Genomic DNA, 21,428 nt, shown 5'->3' on the forward strand with positions numbered 1-21,428 from the left:
TATCTTGGTTTTAAACTTAAAATAACATACCCTTAACATAATAGAGTATAAGCTCTAAGGACTATTAAGGAGTGTAAATGCAGCCTCGCCATATTGCTGAATTAATTTTAACGGGTTTTAAAAGGCACTATCAGCTATTTCAAAAAACAACGGCCAAAGCCCCTCTCGCCTTTGCAAAAAAAGATTGGCAAGCAATTAATGATATCAGCCGTTTGCGTATCAGCTATTATGATGATCGTGTTAACGAAACCACACAAGCGCTAAAAAAAGAAACCCCAACAGAGCAATTAGATGAAAGCCTATGGCTCGAAGTTAAAAAGATATATCAGCACTTTTTATGTTTCCACCCTCAAGCAGAACTCGCCGAAACCTTTTATAATTCTGTATTTTGCAGGCTGTACCATAGGCGCTATTTTCATAATGACTTTATATTTGTAGAAGCAACTTTGAAAGATGCTCCTTCAGTGCCTGTTGAGGCCGAATATAGGACATACTTTCCAGTAGTTGATGGCCTAAAGCCAACAATAAAACGCATTATTAATCATTTTGATTTTAAAGCCCCATTTGTAAATTTAGAGCGTGATATTCGCCTTCTTGTTAAAGCTTTTTATAAACAAGCACCCGATACACATCACCAACCTTGGCAAATGCGCTTTGATATTTTGCACACACCTTTTTATCGTAATAAAGCAGCTTATATTGTTGGTCGTGTTGTTTCAAAAAGTGGGGTTCAGCCTTTTATAATCGCCGTATTGCACGATGAAGATGACGGATTATATTTAGATGCACTTTTAACTAAATCATCTCAAATGCGTGTCATTTTTGGCTTTGCCCGCGCCTACTTTATGGTAGAGACTCATGCACCTTCAGCACTTGTCCGGTTTTTGAATCAGCTTATGCCAAACAAAACACTTGCTGAGCTCTATAACGCAGTGGGTTTTCATAAGCAGGGTAAAACTGAGTTTTATCGAGAGTTTTTAAATCACTTATCTCACTCTAATGATGAGTTTACAATTGCACCGGGTACTCCCGGTATGGTGATGATGGTATTTACCCTTCCCTCATTTGGTTATGTTTTTAAAGTAATAAAAGACAAATTTGGTGAAAGTAAGCCCTTCGGCCGTGATACCGTATTAAAGCGTTATCAACTAGTAAAAAACCATGATCGCGTTGGCAGAATGGCCGATACCATAGAGTATTCTAACGTCGTATTTCCTTTGGCGCGTTTTGATAGTAATTTACTTGCGCAATTACATAAAACAATTGGCTCATCAATGGTAATTGAAGGCGAATGGTTGATCATCAAGCATTTATATATTGAACGGCGCATGACACCACTCAATTTATTTTTAGAGAATGCAGATGAAGAAAGTGCCGCAGACGCGATTGAAGAATATGGGCAAGCTCTAAAAGAAATGATTGCCGTTAATATATTTCCTGGCGATATGCTCTTAAAAAACTTTGGTGTAAGTAAGCACAAACGTATTATTTTTTACGATTACGATGAAGTTCAGTACCTAACAGATATGAACTTTAGAGCATTACCGAAAGCAAAGAGCTATGACGACTATTTAATGGATGAACAAAGTTACTCTGTTGCACCACAAGACGTATTCCCAGAGCAGTTATGTACATTTGTAATGCCTAATCCTATGTATAAAAAGTTTTTCCTCAGCACTCATCCAGAGCTTATAGATGTTAGCTTTTGGAAGCAGGCGCAACAAAATATAAAAAATGGGCAGGTAAGTCATATTTACCCATACCCGACAGCACAGCGATTTATCCATCACTGGTAGACGCAAAGGACACACAATGAATATAAGTAAAATAGATTTAAATTTACTCGTTTATCTCGATACATTGCTTCGAGAATGCAACGTAACACGCGCTGCTAATCAATTGAGTATTACGCAGCCAGCAATGAGTAATGGCCTTAAACGTCTTCGTAACTTATTTAACGACCCTATTTTAGTTCGTACCAGCGATGGTATGGTCCCGACAGAGCGCGCTTTAGAGTTACAACCCGTTATTCGCGGCATATTAATGACGCTTGAAGAAACCCTAGCACCTAATCGAGAATTTGAGGCAAGCCAGAGTAAACGTGTATTTAGAATAATGGCCAGTGATTACGCTGCAAGTACGTTAGCGCCAAAGCTCTTAAGTAAACTACACGAAGAAGCCCCCGATACTACTTTAGATATACTCACACCAAGTGATGTAACCTTTCATGACGTAGAAAACGGTAAAGTAGATATGGCAATCAACCGCTTTGAAAACTTACCTCAGTCTTTTCATCATAAACGTATTTGGAAAGACAGTTTTTGCTGCTTAGTTAAGGCCGACAACCCTATTATTGAAAACTTTAGCATCGACAGCTACTTAAAAGCGCGCCATATATGGGTGAGTAAAACAGGTTTTGGTGTAGGCGTGGGCATGGACCCTAAAGATGTGCAAAAACTTGGTTGGGTTGACGAAGCACTTGCCCACTTTGGTAAACATCGTAACATTGCCACTTTTACGCGTAACTACCATGTAGCGATTCATTTAGCTAAAGAGAAAAATTTGATTGCGACCCTTCCTTCAAAAGCCGCAAATATATACTTAGATGATCCGGGGCTTAAAATTTTAGAACCACCGTTTCCAATTCCTCCTTTTGAGCTTGATATGATTTGGAGCCCACTGTTACATCGCGATGCGAGCCATATCTGGTTACGCCAAAAAGTAGCTGAAGTAGCTGAAGAGCTAAAATAACTTTATTACACAATATAATGTAAAAATTGCTAGGTTAATACTTTCCTCATTAACTTAGCCCCTTTCTTAAATAAAATTAAACTAATAAAATCAAACAACTACATAAAAATAAAAACGTGGAACATACATTGCTTTTATTAAATTGAACTATACATTCATTTAATAAAAGAGGTCATTATGAACACCCATCAAGGATCAGAAGTAAATCATATTACTGACATCATTCAAGTTATGAACAGCGGCATCGACTTTTATCAAAAAGCACAGGAAAAAGTTGAAGACCCTGCTATCGGCGCACTTTTTCAGCGTATGATAGATGCCCGAAAAGTGAGTGTTGAGCGCTTGCAGCCATATGCAATTAATGAAAAAGGCGAACGCGAAGATGGTTCATCTTTCGCAGTTGAAGCACGACGTGCATACACAGCCTTACTTACTACATTCACCTCACATAACGACAGCACGTATGTTAAAGAGCTTGAAGAAGTAGAAGATAAAACCCTTGAAGAAATTAAAGCCGCTATGGATAAACCACAACCAGCTGATTGCGAAGCTGCACTGGCTAAAACATTATTAACTATGCAAAGCTGCCATGCAGAAATGAGTCGTATGCAAAAGCAGTAAGCTTACATAACGCATAAATACAACCCAGCCTAGCGCTGGGTTTTTTATTGCCTCTAATACCAATCTGCATAAATCTTTAAGCAATTTAACGAATTAAATCACACTATAACGATGCCATATAGACCCCATATATAAGCAAATTGGTATAAACACCACCTTATTTCGCCACGCTTTATTTTTGCTGTGCTAATTTTGTTAATAGGTACCTAAAACCTTGCTGTGGCGCCGCAGCATTTAATTAAAAATAAGGTCCAATATGAAAAGTAAGCTAGGGCGTGTTGATCTCTGGTGGTTGAATTTGAAGCAGTATGTTTGGTTTTTATGCAAGACAGAGCCTATGTAGTGTGGTTATTCCCCATAAATAGGCGATAACGCAGCATAAAGGCCAAACATGCGCTGCCCTTTGGGCTCTTTCTAGGGACGATTAACTCTTTGTTGCTCGGTTTTTACTTAGCCCACTAGGTTACAAACCTCGCGCCGCGATTTAATCGCCCCTAGATTGAACAAATTTCAATCCACAAAGATTCACACGCCCTAACTAAACTGCAAAATAATGCTGATGTAGATATGACCTCGATGTTAGACATAGTGTTCATATTACTAATTTTCTTTATTGTAACTACATCTTTTGTAAAACCTGTGGCTATTGAATTAAACCGACCACTCGACAGCCCTCAAATAGATAAGCCTGTTAAAAATGCTTTATTTATAATTGATGAAAGTAACGGAGTATATTTTTCAGGGAGGTTAATTGATTTAGAGCAAGTTGCGACTAATTTAGCGATGTTCGCGGCTAAATATGAAATAAGTTCGGTACTTATAACCGCAGACGAAAACAGTACACATAATACTTTAATGAGTGTAATGAATAATATTAAGCAATACGATGATTATTCAATAAGTTTGATTTCTAAATAAAATCAGCCCAGGCTAAAACCAAAAAAAGGGCCTTACGGCCCTTTGAGTTAAATAACGAAAGGGAGTGTTATTAATTAAAAACGGTATTCTGCGCCTACGTAGTAGTAAGCACCGTTAAATCCAAATGGTGCCGAACGACGTGAGTAGTCAAACACACCTGAGCTACTTATTACTGTGTTGCCACTAGCATCCACAATAGTACCTGAGCGAGAGTTACCTATTTCGTTTTTATCTGGGTAAACGTCAAACAAGTTGTTTGCACCAATGTTTACCGACAAATCTTCAGTAACGAAGTAGTTAACTTTAACGTCAGTTAAAATCTCTGCACCATACGTTTGACGACCACCATCTTCTACTGTGTACTCACCAAAGCGATTAAGTGACAGGTTAACTGTCCAATCATCACGTTGATACAGTGCACTTAAGTTAATACGATCCTCTGGTTGCCACTCTTCAATAATAGAGATGTCTTCCGCTGAAAATATATCGTCTACATTTACTGTCTCAAGGCTTGAGCCAGCAGGCGAAAATAACGATACAACATCTGTTTTAGTAAAGTTAGCTGCAAGTGTAAAATCAAGCGTGCCGCCTAAACCTTCAGTGTTCCACGTTGCTACAAAATCAACACCACGAGTTTCTGTATCTGCACCATTTAAGAAGAACTGACCTACGCCAGCACCCGCACTATTTAGTGCAGCATCAAGGCTTGTAGATAAACCTTTACCTAAGCGGTCACTAATTACAATACGGTCGTCAATATCAATTGAGTAGTAATCAACGGTTACGTTAATATTATCTGTAACGTTATACACAATACCTAAACTACGGTTTTGTGATTTTTCTTCTTTAAGCTTTGGAATACCTAAGCTTTGCGCAAGTGTTGAATCGTTTCTAAATGTCCCTACTTCTTCTGCCACTAAGTTACCATTAGTACCAACAACAAATTGCGTACTTACATTGTTGAAGTAAAGCTGTTGCATTGAAGGCGCTCTAAAACCTGAGCTTAATGCACCACGTAGTGAAATATCGTCGGTTACAGACCAGTTACCAGCAAGTTTAAAGTTTACAGTGTCGCCAAAGCCTTTGTAGTTATCGTAGCGAAGTGCACCCGATAAAATTACATCTTCAATTACATAAGCTTCTGCATCTATGTAAAATGAAATTACATCACGCGATTCATCAACTGATGATGCAGGAGACGAGCCACCAAAACCTTGCGAACCACCTGATGCGTCTTCAGAGCCAACACCGCCACTTAAACCGTTGTAAATACTTACACCGTTAGTTGTATCGTAATCGCGGTATGCGTACTCATTGCCTTCTAAAATGCGGTATTCGTCAGTGCGGATTTCAGCACCCATTGCTAAAGAATAATCATCAAAGTTTTGCGTAAAATCGATATTAATTGTTTGCAGTGATAATTCCATGCCGTAAGCGTATGCTTCACGTGGGATAGTTGTACGAATATCAGCAGCACTTAAACCTTGGTCATAACGTAAAAAGTTAGCGTATGAGGCATTGATAGTGTCACTTGTCGTGTAATCAATGCTGTTCTCACCATAGGTGTAAGATAAATCAAGGCTTGCATCGTTATCAAACTCAGTTTTATAACCAAAGTTGTACGAGATATCGTCGATAGTTGTATTAATTTTTGGTAAGAAGCCTAGCGGAATAGTCGCATCGTTATCTTGCAGTACAGGGTTACCACCAGCATTTGCGTTATGACGGAAAAATGCAGCCGACTCGTTTTCGCGTGTTGAGTAAGTAATAAAGCCGTAAAGCTCGCCATCACCTAACTCGTAACCGGTATTAATTGTTAAACCAAACTGCTGAGAATCAGCATCACCAATTCTGAATGTATCACGATCAGCTGTTAATTCACGCGGATCGCCAGCAAGTAAAGTACCGTCACTTAGTTCTGTACAACCATAAAACTGACAAGAGCCATGTAAACCTGCACGGTTAGTCGGTGCACGGTCACGGTAATTGATAGTTGTATTTAAATAACCGTCATCACCTAGCGCAAAGCCTTTATTAAAATCAAGGTTAATGGTTTCGCCATCGCCTTCAGAATATTGACCGTAGTTAATAGCCGCTTTGCCACCTTCGCTACCATCTTTAAGCACAATATTAATAACACCTGCAATAGCATCAGAACCATACTGAGCAGCAGCGCCATCACGTAATACTTCAATGCGTTTAATTGCAGAGGCTGGTATTGCATTCATGTCAGTACCTGCGGTACCACGCCCAACAGAGCCATTAATATGAATAATACTTGCTTGGTGACGACGTTTGCCGTTAATTAACACCAATGTTTGATCGGGACCCAAACCGCGAAGTGTCGCAGGTCTTAAAGCATCAGTACCGTCACTAATTGCAGAGCTTGAAAAGTTAAATGAAGGGGCGATAGACTGTAGCATACGACCAACTTCTGTTTGGCCTGTATTTTCAAGCGCTTCTGCACTTAAGATATCTACTGGAACGGGTAAATCTTCAACTGAACGTCCTGCTACACGGCTACCGACAATAGCAATTTTTTCAATTTTTTCTTGAGCGACTTCTTCTGCTGCGTTTACACCTTGCGAATTTACTGCAAGTAAAGCTGGTAATACTGCTGCACTGACCGCTGAAAGCTTCATCATGTTGTTATCATTCCTGTTGATTTGTTTGAGTTTTATACTCAGTAAACCATTTTGATCAACAACCGCATCGAGCTCAGTCCCACCTAATAATGCCTCTAGGGCATCTAGCTGAGTGTAAAATCCATAAACTGAATTTGCGTCATACTGCTTTGCCAACTCATAAGAAAACACCACGGTTTGCTCTGTTTGTTTAGCATATTCAATTAAGGCTTTGTCTGCTCGCTGCGCTTTTATATCAAATTGCACCATTTGCCCAGTGGTTTGAGTTGCTGCTTGTACACTCAAGCTAAAAATAGCCGGTACAAGCACACTAAATCCACTTAATAAATGCGTTTGGTTACTGCGCAACTTATATAAACAGCTGACAAACAAAAATCCTCTATGGTTTCGTTTCTTCTTTTTAATGTTTTTTTTACGTTCAATCTTTATTGATGCAACTTTATCTAACATTAGTTTGATTTGCATAACGTCTACTTATGATTCTGTATGGTGTTTTAGCGTTACTACATGCTCACCTAAACGCTCATGATCAATCGAAAAATTAGTTTGTAAACTTTCTAGTAAACCTTCAACGTCACCCGCTTTGAATACCCCAGCTACTTTAATGCTGGCAAGCTCGGCTGATGAAAGCTCAAAACGTGTGGCGGTATAGCGACTTACTTCATGTAAAGCATCGCTTAGCTCTTCTCCATTAAAAATAAGCATGCCATTTTGCCATGCCAAATCGCGTTGTACGTCGTTCATTGAAAGCTGGGTAATTGGCTTTGTAACACTCTGCTCTATAATTACTTTTTCACCTGAGGTAACAATATTGGCATTAATTTGACGAATTTTTTGCGTGCTGTTATCTGCAAGCTGATAATCTTTAAAGTCATTTGCGTCAACCGCTACACTAGGGTCGGTGATCATCACTTTGCCTTCGGTAACAACAAGCTCTAAATCTGATGAGGTATTACGCTGTACATTAAACACGGTACCGAGTGCGGTAAAACTTTTGTCGCCGGCCATAACACTAAACGGACGCGTGGCATCTTTTGCTACATTAAAACGCCCTTCTCCTCGACTAAGTAACAACTGCCTGCGGCCTTTGCTATAAGCAACTTCTAGTAAGCTATTAGTATTTAGCTGCACTATAGTGCCGTCTGGCAATACATACGTTGCTTGCTCGCCTACTTTTGTTTTGTAAATTTTAGTGTAGTTAACTTTTGCAAGCTCTTGGTTATAGCCGTTTTCTAAATTAATTAGTAAGTAACTGCATACCATTAGTGCTGCAAATAAACTCGCTGCAATTGAGTAAGAAAACATCCACTTATTTTTTGATGCTTTAGTATTGTTACGCTGAGGAAATAAATGACTTAATTCATTTAATACCGAAAGCTCATCCCAAAGCTGAGCAAGCTCGTATATAGAGTCTTGATGGGCGATGCTTTGCATCATCCATAATTTAAATTGCTCTTTTTCATCATCAGTTAAACCACGATCAATCGCGCTTATCCAATCACATGACTTTTCTAAAATTAAATCTTTTGAATTAAATTGATGAACATTACTCATTCTGCGACCCTCTTAACTGAGATAGGGTGTGCTTGAGCTTTAGGGTTTGTTTGAGGGCTTTGCTCATGTTCACGCATGTACAACATGGTTTGTAACAATCCTTTGGCAATGTGTTTTTCAACAGTGCTTTGGCTTAACTGCATTTGGTCTGCGATCTCTTTTTGGCTCATGCCGTAAACTTTTTTTAATATAAAGCATTTACGAATCGATGAGCTTAATTGCTCAGTAGCTCTACAAAAAAGTAAAAAACGCTCTTTAGATGTGTATTCATCTTCAAGCTTCATTGATTTGAGTAATACGGGTAATTCGTTATCATTTTCTAACGAATCATTAAATTTGTTGTCCCACTTAGCTATATGGTTAAGTGCTAGGTGTTTTGCTGTTTTAAGCATGTAACTGCGGGTAAACTGTATATCTTGCTTTAAATCAGCTTCGTAGCTTTTTACAAAGGTTTCTTGCACAATATCTTCTACATCGTCGGGTTGAACAATGCGCGATACAAAACGTTTGAGCTGTTTAGATATATCAACAAATGTTGACGTGAACTTTACTTTTTTCGTCATCCTTAACATCCACCTATTGTTATTTTTATTACTAGGGCGTGTTGACCTTTCGTGGTTGAATTTGCAGCAGTACGTTTGGTATTTAGGCAAGGCAGAGCCTATGTAGTGTGGTTATTCCCCATAAATAGTTGATAACGCAGCATAAATGCCAAACATGCGCTGCCCTTTGAGCTCGATCTAAGGACGATTAACTCTTTGTTGCACGGTTTTGACTTAGCCCGCTAGGTTACAAACCTCGCGCCGCGATTAAATCGTACCTCGATTGAACAAATTTCAATCCACAAAGGTAAACACGCCCCAATAGATTACGAGTTTTTGATATAAAAACAAGCTCAAATGTTAATTTTGGGTTATTTAAATGTACAGGAAGATAAATGAGTAAATTTTTAGATTATATCCGACTTAGTTTCTTTGCATTCGGTTTACTACTTGGAGTGCAAATTCCTGCATTTGTAAGCGATTTTGGCCAAGCATTATCAGCCCAATTAATTGAAGCTAATAATGCTATTGCGCCTTTTAAAAGCGATGCAGCTAAGTATTTTAATAATGATTTAAATAAGCTAATTAAACATTATAAAAATATTGATGATGGGATTGTGAATAAAGGTGCAAGTAATATCAGTACACTTTACACACGACAACAAGACTTACAAATCGCTGTAAATAGGTTTGCGCAATCTCCATATATTTTTACTATGATCAGTGGCATGAGCGATGTAAAGCAACAAGTGTGGCAACGCTTCGAAGGTCAAATCATTTTAAAAAAAGACTCTATTATAGCCGCCATTGTTGCAGCTATTATAGTTGCCTTACTTGCCGAACTTACTGGTTATTTGTTTTTAACTGGAGTAAAACGCTCATTTAAACGCTTATTCGCAGCTCAAAAATAGTGATTTCATAAAGTCATAAAATACATCGGTTTTGCGGGTAGTTAAGCTATTTTGCGGACGCAAAAACCAAACTGGTGCATCATCTTGTGCCATGACACCGGGCATAACTTCAACTAAAATGCCATTTTTAATATCTTCATGAATAGCTATCATTGATTTAATTGCAATGCCATGACCTGCAATGGCTGCTTGAGTCATATTGTCGGAATTAGAAATAGTAAAGCGTGTTCTTGCATTAAAAGTATGTGTTTTACCTTGTTCATCAAAAAGCTTTAATTGGCGCTGCCACGGCAGGCAAACCCAATAGTGTTCGCTCAATTGAGCTAAGCTTTTAGGCATGCCATATTTTTTTATGTAGCTAGGAGCTGCGCAAAGTATACGTTTGTTGTTTACTATTTTTCGTGACAGTAAACCGGAATCATTTAATTGTCCTACACGAATTGCCACATCTTGTGCGTCATCAACCACATTTACAAAATGATCAGTAATTAAAAAATCAAGTTTTAGTTCAGGATAGGCCTGCTCTAACTCATTAAGTCTTGGCATTACGTATTTTGAAAAAATCCAAGGGGGCATAGTCACGCGTAATAAACCACTCACAGATGAACTACGCGCACCAATACTATGCTCAGCGTCGTGCAGCGCCTCCATTATAGCGCCAACTCGCGTATAAAATATTTCACCTGCGGGAGATAACCGTACTCGTCGGCTATCTCTAAAAACAAGTACTGTTGCAAGCTCACGTTCTAATTTACTTAAGCGATGGCTTACCGTTGCAGGCGATAAACGCTGCTCACGCGCAGCAGCAAGCACCCCTTTATTTTCAACTACTGCTATAAATGTTTCTAGGTCGCTTAAATTATACATAAAGATGCCATTGTGCACTTTTCAATGTTTAACATTTTCGAATGAAGCTTTCAGTTTTGCAATGTTTATTTAAATATGTAAAACACTATAATTGCAAATAGTCTAATTATTGAGGTTCAATCATGAGTTTAAAAGCGCAAATAGATGCCTATAACGTACAAAAAGATGCCAAGTTACCGGCTCACGTTTTAGCATTAATGAACACTACAAACGAAGAACTTATTGCACAGCATATTAAAGACAATGCGTTGCAAATTGGTCAAAAAGTAGAAAACTTTAGCCTAGCCAATCATAAAGGCGAAAACATTGACCTTGCGGATTTATTAAAAAAAGGCCCGGTAATTATTAGCTTTTATCGTGGTGGCTGGTGCCCATATTGTAATTTAGAGCTAAAAGCACTTAATGACTACTTACCGCAATTTAAAACTCAAAGTGCTCAGTTAGTCGCAATATCACCACAACTGCCTGATGAAACTCTCTCAACTGCACAAAAAAACGCCCTTGAATTTGATGTGCTTTCAGATGTTAGTAATAAAGTAGCTGAACAATTTGGTTTATTGTTTACACTCGATGAGCGTATTCAAGCGTTGTACACACAATTTGGTATTGATTTTGAACACTACTACGGCGATAAAAGCTTTAAATTGCCGCTACCGGCTACTTATGTGATAAACCAAAAAGGTGTTATTACATACGCATTTTTAAACGAAGACTACACCCTACGCGCAGAACCTATTGATATTATGGCAGCACTTGAATCGGAGAATAACTAATGTCTATTTTAAAATCGTTAAAAACACTTACTCTTTCACTACTTGTAGGCACAAGCCTTGTATCTGGTTATGCAGTCGCTGATGAACCAAAAGAACAAACAAAGCCCAAAGTGCTTATTTTTGATGTAAACGAAACCCTACTTGATTTAACGTCAATGCGTACCTCTATCGGTAAAGCACTAGGCGGACGTGAAGATTTATTACCACTGTGGTTTTCAACTATGTTGCACCATTCATTAGTAGATACAGTAAGCGGTAGTTATCACGACTTTGGGCAAATCGGGGTGGCGTCACTCCTTATGGTAGCTCAAAACAACAATATTGATATTACAAGTGAACAAGCTAAAACAGCTATTGTTACGCCTCTTTTAACTCTTCCTCCACACAGCGATGTTAAAGAAGGACTGGCAAAACTTAGAGCACAGGGCTATAAATTAGTAAGCCTTACAAATTCTTCAAACAAAGGTGTAAAGGCACAGTTTGAAAGCGCTGGTTTAATGTCTTACTTTGATGCACGTTACAGCATTGAAGATATTAAAATTTACAAACCAGACTTACGTGCTTATGAATGGGTACTTAAAAAGCTAAATGTAGCACCAAATGAAGCAATGATGGTTGCAGCCCATGGCTGGGATGTTGCTGGCGCAAAAGAAGCGGGCTTACAAACCACTTTCATTGCACGCCCAGGTAAAGCACTTTATCCATTAGCTAAAAAACCAGATCACGTTGTGAAAGATTTACATGAATTAGCCGCTCTACTTAAATAAGTATGCGCTGATGAATCAATACCCAAGCGGCCAATGTTAGGATAACATTGGCCGCTTTTTTATACCTAACCCTAATAATTTAGAATTTTAGTGTATTTATTTTCATAAAAAACATGTTAAAAAATTGAATGTAAACAAAGCATTTAGCCCGCTATGAGTTACTTTATCTGCTAGCAATTTAGTACTCACAACGCTACTATTAAATAAATACGTGGTGGAGAACATAATGAATAGTGAAAAATTAGGTGAGTTTGAGCAGTACTTTCAAATTAATGAAAGTATAAGAGTGAATTTATTCGCCGTATCTAACGGACAAGTTCCTAAATCGCAGCTTGAGCTAGAAGACGATATCCCCCCACTATTTAGATTAGCAAATGAAGTAAGTGAACTTGAGCAAAGCTCGTTACGACCACTACGTAACCTAGGCGATATAGCACAAGAGCTAGCTACATTTTTACAAGCGCAGTCACGTAAAATAGATTTAATAATGAGCCATATTTTGGCCTCAGAACAAGCGCAAGATAATGCAATTCAATGTGATAGCTACGGTGGTGGCGGTATCCGCTTTACATCACCCGAAGTACACTCAATTGGCCAAGCATTTAGAACAAAACTGTTTTTGCACCACGAAGCCTCTGCGGTTTATTGTTACACCGAAGTTGTGGCAGTAGAAAAACAAGATAGCGAACATTATCAATACACCATGCTCTTTACTGCAATTAGAACCACTGACCAAGAACTTATTGTTAGAGCGAGTTTACATGCTCAAACCCGCCAACTTAAAAAACGTCAGGAACTTGATCAAAACCAAGCCAACCTAAACAGTGATAATTAGCTGACATCTTTATGTAAAATGCTAAACTAGCGTCATCTTAATTAGTATATAAACTTCATGAACTTTAGACTTTTACCAGAATGGGCCGAGCAAGACGCTGTTATGCTTACATGGCCTCATAAAGACACAGATTGGGCTGATAATTTAGCACGTGTAGAACCTGTATATATTGAGCTTGCTAAGCATATAACAATGCAGCAACAGCTTGTTATTGTGGCGCATAACAGTGCCTTAAAAATGCATATTACAGCATTGCTAAATAGCGCTAACATCTCTCTTAATCGTGTTCATTTTGTAGTAAGGCCTACCAATGATACCTGGGCGCGCGATCATGGTCCGCTTACTTGCGCCGCTATTGACTCACCAGAGCAACTAAAAGTATATGATTTTACTTTTAATGGTTGGGGCAATAAATTTGAAAGCGCATTAGACAATCAAATTAATCGTACTTTGGTAAAAGAGCTAAGTAGCACAAACAACCAATATCAAGCGCTTGATATGGTACTTGAAGGTGGCGGTATTGAAATAAACGAGCATGGTGTGTTGCTAACAACCAGCGAATGTTTACTTAACAAAAACCGTAACCCAGATTTAAGCCCTGCTGACATAGAAGTACTTTTAAAAGAGCACTTGGGCGCAACACATTTTTTATGGGTTGATCATGGCTATTTAGCGGGTGATGACACCGACAGCCACATTGATACCTTAGTGCGCTTTGCTCCAAATAATACCCTTGTATATGTGCAGTGTGACGATAAAACTGATGAGCACTTTAGCGCACTTGATGCAATGGAAAAACAACTAAAAACCTTTAAAACTGCCGATAACACCCCATATAACTTAATTGAGTTACCGTGGCCAAAAGCCGCTTATGACGATGAGCAAACACGCTTACCGGCTACCTACGCTAACTACTTAATTATTAATAATGCTGTGCTTGTGCCAACGTATAATGATGCCAATGATGAACGTGCTCTTGCACAAGTTCAAAAAGCATACCCACAACACATTATTATTGGCGTTAATTGCCAACCAATAATTGAACAATTTGGCAGCCTGCACTGTATTACAATGCAATTACCTCGTGGATTTTTAGCTGGAGCAGCACAATGACAAGCCCTGCAAAATTAACCGTTGCGTTAGTGCAACAAAGCAATACCGATAACGCTCAGCACAATATGGCAAAATCAATGAGTGCCATTCGTGAAGCCGCTCAAAAAGGTGCAAAACTGGTTGTACTTCAAGAGCTACACCGAAGCCTCTATTTTTGCCAAACCGAAAATGTTGACGTATTTGATTTAGCCGAAACCATTCCAGGCCCTAGCAGTAACGCCTTAGGTGAGCTTGCTAAAGAGCTAAGCATTGTTATTGTGGCCTCTTTATTTGAAAAACGCGCTACGGGCCTTTATCACAACACCGCGGTTGTATTAGAACAAGATGGCAGTATTGCGGGTAAATACCGCAAAATGCATATTCCTGATGACCCTGGTTTTTACGAAAAATTCTACTTTACCCCAGGTGATATCGGTTTTGAGCCTATTCAAACCTCGGTGGGTAAATTAGGCGTGCTAGTATGTTGGGATCAATGGTTTCCTGAAGCTGCCCGTTTAATGGCAATGGCAGGCGCTGAGGTGCTAATTTACCCAACCGCTATTGGTTGGGATCCTAACGACGACATTGCTGAGCAAACTCGTCAAAAAGATGCGTGGGTTATTAGCCAGCGTGCCCATGCTGTTGCCAATGGTGTACCGGTAATTAGCTGTAACCGTGTCGGCCATGAAAGTGACCCAAGTGCGCAAAGCGATGGCATTGCGTTTTGGGGAAATTCGTTCATTGCAGGCCCACAAGGTGAATTATTAGCAGAGGCTAATAATACTGATGAGCAAATTTTAGTGGTTGAAATTGATCAAAAACGCTCAGAAAACGTAAGACGTATTTGGCCTTTCTTGCGTGACCGACGAATTGATCACTATAAAGACCTAACAAAAATATACCGAGACTAAGTAAACTTAACTCAAGATGGCTCTTACTTGCTAAGAGCCAACTATAAATGGAGTAATAAATGGCGTTTGAGCAATGGGCAGCCTTGCCTTGGGTAAAATCTCATAAAGATAAAATTCAATGGGGCCAGCTAAGCGGAAGTGGTTTAAGTATTGCCATTGCTGAAGGCGTTAAACAACAAGACAACTTAGTCTTGATTGTTACACCTGATACACCAAGCGCACTGCGCCTTGAAACAGAATTAGAATATTTATTACCCGATAACCCAGTAATGGTATTTCCTGATTGGGAAACTCTGCCATACGATCACTTTTCTCCCCATCAAGATATTATTTCAGCCCGTTTAGCCACTTTAAATACCTTAAAAAAAGAACAACAAAGTGTGTTAATTGTGCCTGTATCTACCTTAATGTTGCGCACAGCACCGGCCTCGTTTATTTACGGTTCAACAATAAACTTTAAAGTGGGCGACAAGTTAGACACACATAACTTTCGTGACAACTTAGAGCAAGCTGGTTATTTAAATGTTCAACAAGTAATGGAGCACGGCGAATACGCTATACGCGGCTCTATCGTTGACTTATACCCAATGGGTAGCCCGCATCCATTTAGACTCGATTTTTTTGATGACGAACTCGACACAATTCGCTTATTTGATGTAGAAACGCAGCGTTCTGATGAAAAAGTAGATAAAATTGAGCTACTTCCAGCGCATGAATTTCCTACTAACGACGCTGATATTGAACGTTTTAGAATAAGCTACCGCGAAAAATTTGGTGCAAGCTCGCAGCAAGACTCTGTATACATGCAAGTAAGCAAAGGTAACTGGCCTGCCGGTATCGAATACTACATGCCGTTGTTTTTTGAAAAGCTAGCGACTATTTTTGACTACCTGCCAGATACAACAACGGTTATGCAACTAGGTGATTTAGAGCACGCAGCAGATAATTTTTGGCACGATGTAAATGTACGCTATGAGAACCGCAGAGTTGACCCACTTCGTCCATTACTTGAACCCAATGCGCTTTATCAGCCTATTGAAGAGCTGTTTTCTAATTTAGGCAACTTTGCACGTATTCGTTTATCCCTTGCAAAACTCGGTACTAAAGCCGGTAATAAAAACTTAAGCGTTAGCGAGCTGCCGGCTATTCGAATTGATCATAAGCAGCATGAACCTTATGGTGCGTTTATAAATTATGTAGCAGAACAAAAAAAGAAAAAAGGCCGCATATTACTCAGTGTTGAATCGGACGGTCGTCGCGAATCATTACTGAGTATTCTAAAACCAAGCGGTTTAAAATTTAAAGAATTTGAAACACTCGAACAATTTACAAAAAGCGCGAGTGATGTAGGTTTAATAGTAAGCCCGCTTGAACAAAGTGTTGTACTGGGTACTAAGCCCAGCCTTTCTATTATTACCGAGCAAGAACTGCTAGGTATTAAAGTATCTCAACGCAGACGCCGCAAGCACAAGTACGAAGCCAGCCAAGATGCGCTAATCCGTAATTTAGCAGAGCTTAAGGAAGGCCAACCTGTTGTGCATCTCGATCATGGTGTTGGCCGTTACCAAGGTTTGCAAACAATTGATGCCGCAGGTGTAATTACTGAGTTTGTTACGATTACTTACGCAAGTGAAGCTAAACTTTACGTGCCAGTGTCTGCACTGCATATGCTGAGTCGTTACTCTGGCGGTGAAGAAGCTAGCGCCCCGCTGCATAAGCTTGGCTCAGATGCATGGGAAAAAGCAAAAAAACGTGCGGCTGAAAAAGTTCGCGATGTAGCAGCAGAATTACTCGACATTTATGCACAGCGCCAAGCAAAACCCGGTAATAAGTTTACTCTAGACGCCCCTGCATATCGCCAATTTAGCGATAGCTTCCCGTTTGAAGAAACTGACGATCAACGAAGCGCCATAGAAGCGGTGTTAGGTGATATGCAATCAAAGCAAGCCATGGACCGCTTAGTGTGTGGTGACGTAGGCTTTGGTAAAACAGAAGTGGCCATGCGCGCTGCTTTTGTAGCGGTTAACGATGATAAACAAGTGGCAATTTTAGTGCCTACCACCTTGCTGGCTCAGCAGCACTATGAAAACTTTAAAGATCGTTTTGCTGATTTTCCTATTGAAGTTGGTGTACTTTCGCGCTTTAACTCCACTAAAGAGCAAAAAGACACGCTTGAAAAAATGGCGAACGGTAAGCTCGATATAGTTATTGGCACACATAAACTTATTCAGCAAGACATTAAATTTAACGACTTAGGTTTACTCATTGTTGATGAAGAACATCGCTTTGGTGTACGCCAAAAAGAGAAAATTAAAGCACTACGTGCCGATGTAGACATACTTACACTAACTGCAACGCCAATACCGCGTACACTTAATATGGCTATGAGTGGCATGCGTGATTTATCAATTATCGCGACCCCGCCTGCTAAACGTTTAGCGGTAAAAACCTTTGTACGCCAACGCGATGTAGAACTAATACGCGAAGCGGTACTGCGTGAAATTAAACGCGGTGGTCAAGTTTACTTTTTACATAACAATGTAGAAACTATTGAGCGTGTTGCACAAGAGATCAGTGAATGGGTGCCTGAAGCAAGCGTAACCTCAGCTCACGGTCAAATGCGCGAGCAAGAGCTTGAGCAAATAATGACTGACTTCTATCATCAAAAATACAACGTGTTGGTATGTACCACGATTATAGAAACCGGTATCGATGTACCTACAGCCAACACCATTATTATGGATAGAGCAGATAAACTCGGCCTTGCACAGTTACACCAATTACGTGGGCGAGTTGGCCGAAGCCATCATCAAGCCTATGCTTATTTACTAACAGGTGACCCAAAAGCCCTTTCTAAAGATGCGAGTAAACGCTTACAAGCAATCGAATCGTTAGAAGATTTAGGCGCAGGTTTTGCCCTCGCAACACACGATTTAGAAATTCGTGGTGCGGGTGAGTTACTTGGCGACGATCAATCAGGTCAAATGCAAACTATCGGTTTTAGCTTGTACATGGAAATGCTCGAGCAAGCTGTAAATGCGCTACGTGAAGGTAAAGAACCAACACTTGAAAACCTACTTAAAAAACAAACCGAAGTAGATTTAAAACTAGCTGCACTATTACCTGATGATTACATACACGATGTAAATGCACGCTTAGGTATGTACAAGCGCGTTGCAAGTTGTGCTAACCTTGATGACATGGATGAACTGCAAGTTGAGTTGATAGACCGTTTTGGTTTACTGCCAGATGCTGCTAAAAACTTATTTAGCCTGCAACAACTTAAAATGCAGGCCAGTAATTTAGGCATCACAAAAATTGAAGCAAACCCTAAGGGCGGTTACTTTGAGTTTAGCCAAGATACCAAGGTTAACCCTAGCTTCATTATAGGTTTGATACAAAGTGCGCCTAAGGTGTACAAAATGGATGGCGCAAATAAACTGCGCTTTGCAATTAGTGAGGCTAATGCCCGCGAACGCTTAAAAATGGTCACTGCAATGATTGCAGATTTCGAAAAAAAGGTTAGCCATTAATGTTGCTAAAAAAATCGCTTGTTATTTTATGCTGCTTATTTAGTAGCACTGCATTTGCAGAGCGTTGGTTTGAGGTTGAGGTGCTGGTATTTAAACAGCGCCCTGCTCCGTATTTACAAGAAGACTTTACCCTTAAGCACAAAGCTATTGAGGATAAAAATTCTCTAGATTTAATGACGCCACTTTACACAGAGCAAGCAATGCAAGCCTGTATAGATGGCGATGAGCGTTTTCAAAAACGCTCTTTTACCGATTCCTTAGTTAATTCAAACCCGCAATCGGGTGTATGCAGTGACAGTACAGACTACATACAAAGCTATGATGAGCTACCTGTCACACCTCTAGCCCCCGCTAAAGATGATATGCAGCAAACTTATTTACTAGCGCCAGAACAGCTACAATTTAAAGCGCAGTACCAACAGCTAGATCGCAAAGGATTAACACCTATACTACATACTGGCTGGCGCTTTGAAGGCGCAAGTAAATCGCGTGCTCCAAGTATGCATTTAATAGCAGGTAAACACCTTAAAAGTGATTCTAACGTAACCCCTAGCTATTCAAATCCTGATTTTGTAAGTTTATTAAATTCACAACCTGAACTATTTAACGACCCAGACCAATCAAAAGCAGAATGGGAACTAGACGGCTTATTTAAAATACACTTACGACATTATTTATACATTACAGCTAATTTTGATATTAGCCAAAAGCTAGAAAATGGCGATATAGAGTCAGCCCGTTTTTCTCAGTTTAGACGTGTAATAAGTGGTGAAGTACATTACTTTGACCACCCACGAATGGGCATGATCGTCCAAATCAGAAAATTCAAACATTAATACTAAGTAGGATATAACAATGAAAAAACTCCTTATCATCGCAGCTACATTAAGCCTTGCGGCTTGTTCTAAGGTAAGTCTTGAGAGTTACGAAAAAATCAAAGTAGGTATGGACAAGACTGAAGTTGAAACCATTTTGGGAAGTGCTGATAACTGTGTTGAAAAAACACTGCATACTAATTGTGTGTGGGGCGATGAAGCAAAAAATATCGAGATCACGCTAGTGTCAGACAAAGTAACTTTATATAGTAAACATGGTTTAGCTAATAAATAAATTTAAAAAAAGGACTGATTTTATCAGTCCTTTTTTTATTCATAAGCTTACTTTTTCGAGTAAATAAGCTCAATATTGACGATTTTACTGCGATTTAACGTTATTTTATAGCGTTGATAAAGTGTTCTATCTTCCTCAGTCAGCACAAGCACCATGTTAAGTTGGTAGCGCCGCTCAACCGCCTGTTTAGATATTTTATTACTGTCTAAATGATATAACTTCCCTTCACCACGTTTTAAATAACGCGCAAATGGCGCAAGACTAAATTGCAGAGTTTGTTGCAAGGTATCGTAACCGGGTAAAAATTCTTTTGCACTTACACGCGTTTCACTCGCAAAATGTAACCACTGCGCAGCTTGTTTATTTTGCTGTCGACGTTTTGAAAATATAGACTTTACTTCTTTAGGGATTTTTTTAAAGCGTGTGTATTCAAGCCAAATTAGCTGACTTGCTATTTTGTCTTTGGTAATACTATTTTTAAAACTAAATCGCCACTTAGGTCGCCCTTGTACAATAGCTCGCCAAATCATACGCGTAATATCTTCTTTGAATATTTCACGTAGCCCGTAAATAACCCCTAAAATTAAAATAAGCGTCGCGGTGACTTCAGTAAACGTTGAGCGAGCATTGAGTATAACAACCATCACAAATGCCATGATAACGGCTGTTACAGTGCCCTTAACTAATCGCTTAAGGTAGCTATTAAGAAACCGCGTTTGGCGTTGTAATATAACGCCATGCTCAATTAAGCGTTGTAGCAAGCGCATTTTATTTGTTATTCGATTAGCGTCTTGCATGGTGGTTTCAGAATTATAATTTTTGTCGGCCCGGTACGCATTTTCGTTTTTACAAAACTGCATTAAATCGTTACGTTCTTTCGCATAATCGCTACTACGGGGCCCTTCATCTAAAAGCTTTAAAAAAGATTGCTCAACATGCCAACTTAAATAGTTATCAGCATTGGTAAAAAATGGCAGTAGTTTTTCGTCATCTGGTGTATAGCGGCGCAGCTTTTTTAAAAGCCCCTCACTTTGTTCATATACTTCGTTAGCACGTTTATAAAAGTCTTCGGCTTCGTCAATTTTTAACGCGTCTTTTATATCAGCATCAAGGGCTAAACGTACTTGGTAACAAAATAAATTAAGATTTTGACGATAATCTTGCTGCTCACCTTTATTTTTACTCACAAAGCGGCTTCGCACTAAAGGCAGGTGTATATTATTCGCGTTATACGCTAAATGGGATTTGAAGTGGTTATTAAAATATGATTCTTCGGTAAGCGTTTGCGGATTAATCCCCATTTCATTAGGGATAGAAAAATACAGATCTATGCGCTGTTCAGAACGAGGAGTTAGTTCTGGCTCAATGACAAAAGATAAGTTTTCATCTTGTTTTAACAATCAGTTCTCCTTCTAAAATATCGTTTTAGTTTACTTGTCTCCTTTGTTTTGTTCAATAAAAAAGGCCCAGTAAATACTTAACACCACTCGTTTAAGAACGAGTGGTGTTTTTTCGTTTATACCTAACTGGATATTTTTGTGTCTTTGCGAGCACCGTTCGCGGATAAGCTTTTCGCTTTCTTTTCTCCGGTAATATTA

At 39.3% G+C, this 21,428-nt stretch carries 18 protein-coding genes; 13 read left to right on the forward strand and 5 right to left on the reverse strand.

All coding sequences use genetic code 11. The annotated features are described in order from the left end of the window. Window positions 1-77: 77 nt before the first annotated feature. The 4 genes from aceK (at window position 78) to I6F40_RS01445 (ending at window position 4,290) form a co-directional block, all read left to right on the forward strand. The gene (aceK, locus tag I6F40_RS01430; RefSeq protein WP_166376168.1) at window positions 78-1,796 is read left to right on the forward strand and encodes a bifunctional isocitrate dehydrogenase kinase/phosphatase; all 1,719 of its coding nucleotides are present in this window, start codon (window positions 78-80) and stop codon (window positions 1,794-1,796) included. A 16-nt stretch (window positions 1,797-1,812) separates the two neighbouring features. Then, window positions 1,813-2,751, forward strand: coding sequence for a LysR family transcriptional regulator (locus tag I6F40_RS01435; protein WP_197192409.1), 939 nt, complete (start codon window positions 1,813-1,815; stop codon window positions 2,749-2,751). Window positions 2,752-2,928: 177 nt separating this feature from the next. After that, a complete protein-coding gene (locus tag I6F40_RS01440; protein ID WP_024604016.1) occupies window positions 2,929-3,372 on the forward strand; it encodes a ferritin-like domain-containing protein in 444 nt (147 codons plus the stop codon). Window positions 3,373-3,939: 567 nt separating this feature from the next. Continuing rightward, a complete protein-coding gene (locus I6F40_RS01445; protein WP_197192410.1) occupies window positions 3,940-4,290 on the forward strand; it encodes an ExbD/TolR family protein in 351 nt (116 codons plus the stop codon). A 74-nt stretch (window positions 4,291-4,364) separates the two neighbouring features. Here the strand turns inward: I6F40_RS01445 and I6F40_RS01450 are convergent, their stop codons facing one another. From I6F40_RS01450 to I6F40_RS01460, 3 genes are read right to left on the reverse strand one after another with little or no spacing between them, the layout of a single operon-like run. Then, window positions 4,365-7,400, reverse strand: a complete 3,036-nt coding sequence (locus I6F40_RS01450) for a TonB-dependent receptor plug domain-containing protein (protein ID WP_197192411.1) — start codon at window positions 7,398-7,400, stop codon at window positions 4,365-4,367. Window positions 7,401-7,409: 9 nt separating this feature from the next. Continuing rightward, window positions 7,410-8,489, reverse strand: a complete 1,080-nt coding sequence (locus I6F40_RS01455) for a FecR family protein (protein ID WP_166376166.1) — start codon at window positions 8,487-8,489, stop codon at window positions 7,410-7,412. Beyond that, complete coding sequence (locus I6F40_RS01460; protein WP_002961494.1) at window positions 8,486-9,052, reverse strand: RNA polymerase sigma factor; 567 nt, start codon at window positions 9,050-9,052, stop codon at window positions 8,486-8,488. The genes I6F40_RS01455 and I6F40_RS01460 overlap by 4 nt, the downstream gene beginning before the upstream one ends. A 374-nt stretch (window positions 9,053-9,426) precedes the next feature. Between I6F40_RS01460 and I6F40_RS01465 the strand changes: the two genes are divergently transcribed. After that, the gene (locus I6F40_RS01465; protein WP_024590457.1) at window positions 9,427-9,942 is read left to right on the forward strand and encodes a DUF2937 family protein; all 516 of its coding nucleotides are present in this window, start codon (window positions 9,427-9,429) and stop codon (window positions 9,940-9,942) included. Here I6F40_RS01465 and I6F40_RS01470 read toward each other — a convergent pair. Further along, window positions 9,922-10,809 carry a LysR family transcriptional regulator gene (locus tag I6F40_RS01470; RefSeq protein ID WP_007585683.1) on the reverse strand — a complete coding sequence of 296 codons (888 nt, stop codon included), beginning with the start codon at window positions 10,807-10,809 and terminating at the stop codon, window positions 9,922-9,924. The genes I6F40_RS01465 and I6F40_RS01470 overlap by 21 nt on opposite strands. Before the next feature lie 122 nt (window positions 10,810-10,931). Here I6F40_RS01470 and I6F40_RS01475 point away from each other — a divergent pair, with 122 nt between their 5' ends. From I6F40_RS01475 to I6F40_RS01510, 8 genes are all read left to right on the forward strand, one after another. Further along, the gene (locus tag I6F40_RS01475) at window positions 10,932-11,582 is read left to right on the forward strand and encodes a peroxiredoxin-like family protein (protein WP_197192412.1); all 651 of its coding nucleotides are present in this window, start codon (window positions 10,932-10,934) and stop codon (window positions 11,580-11,582) included. Next, on the forward strand, window positions 11,582-12,349 hold the full coding sequence (locus tag I6F40_RS01480; protein ID WP_010554072.1) for a haloacid dehalogenase type II: 768 nt from the start codon (window positions 11,582-11,584) through the stop codon (window positions 12,347-12,349). The genes I6F40_RS01475 and I6F40_RS01480 overlap by 1 nt, the downstream gene beginning before the upstream one ends. Before the next feature lie 226 nt (window positions 12,350-12,575). Continuing rightward, window positions 12,576-13,184, forward strand: coding sequence for a PilZ domain-containing protein (locus I6F40_RS01485; RefSeq protein ID WP_197192413.1), 609 nt, complete (start codon window positions 12,576-12,578; stop codon window positions 13,182-13,184). Window positions 13,185-13,241: 57 nt separating this feature from the next. Beyond that, complete coding sequence (locus tag I6F40_RS01490; protein WP_197192414.1) at window positions 13,242-14,297, forward strand: agmatine deiminase family protein; 1,056 nt, start codon at window positions 13,242-13,244, stop codon at window positions 14,295-14,297. Beyond that, window positions 14,294-15,187, forward strand: a complete 894-nt coding sequence (locus tag I6F40_RS01495) for a carbon-nitrogen hydrolase (protein ID WP_024608294.1) — start codon at window positions 14,294-14,296, stop codon at window positions 15,185-15,187. The genes I6F40_RS01490 and I6F40_RS01495 overlap by 4 nt, the downstream gene beginning before the upstream one ends. A 59-nt stretch (window positions 15,188-15,246) precedes the next feature. Then, window positions 15,247-18,720: a transcription-repair coupling factor gene (gene mfd, locus I6F40_RS01500; RefSeq protein WP_197192415.1), complete on the forward strand. Its 3,474-nt coding sequence runs from the start codon at window positions 15,247-15,249 to the stop codon at window positions 18,718-18,720. Next, complete coding sequence (locus I6F40_RS01505) at window positions 18,720-19,556, forward strand: peptidoglycan binding protein CsiV (protein WP_197192416.1); 837 nt, start codon at window positions 18,720-18,722, stop codon at window positions 19,554-19,556. The genes mfd and I6F40_RS01505 overlap by 1 nt, the downstream gene beginning before the upstream one ends. 19 nt (window positions 19,557-19,575) lie before the next feature. After that, complete coding sequence (locus I6F40_RS01510) at window positions 19,576-19,830, forward strand: hypothetical protein (protein ID WP_010554066.1); 255 nt, start codon at window positions 19,576-19,578, stop codon at window positions 19,828-19,830. A gap of 47 nt (window positions 19,831-19,877) precedes the next feature. Here I6F40_RS01510 and I6F40_RS01515 read toward each other — a convergent pair whose 3' ends face one another. After that, a complete protein-coding gene (locus I6F40_RS01515; protein WP_024599138.1) occupies window positions 19,878-21,230 on the reverse strand; it encodes a hypothetical protein in 1,353 nt (450 codons plus the stop codon). Between the last annotated feature and the right edge of the window lie 198 nt (window positions 21,231-21,428).

Origin of the sequence: Pseudoalteromonas sp. SWXJ133 (assembly GCF_015864365.1) — a bacterium.
In the GTDB taxonomy this organism is placed as follows: domain Bacteria; phylum Pseudomonadota; class Gammaproteobacteria; order Enterobacterales; family Alteromonadaceae; genus Pseudoalteromonas; species Pseudoalteromonas arctica.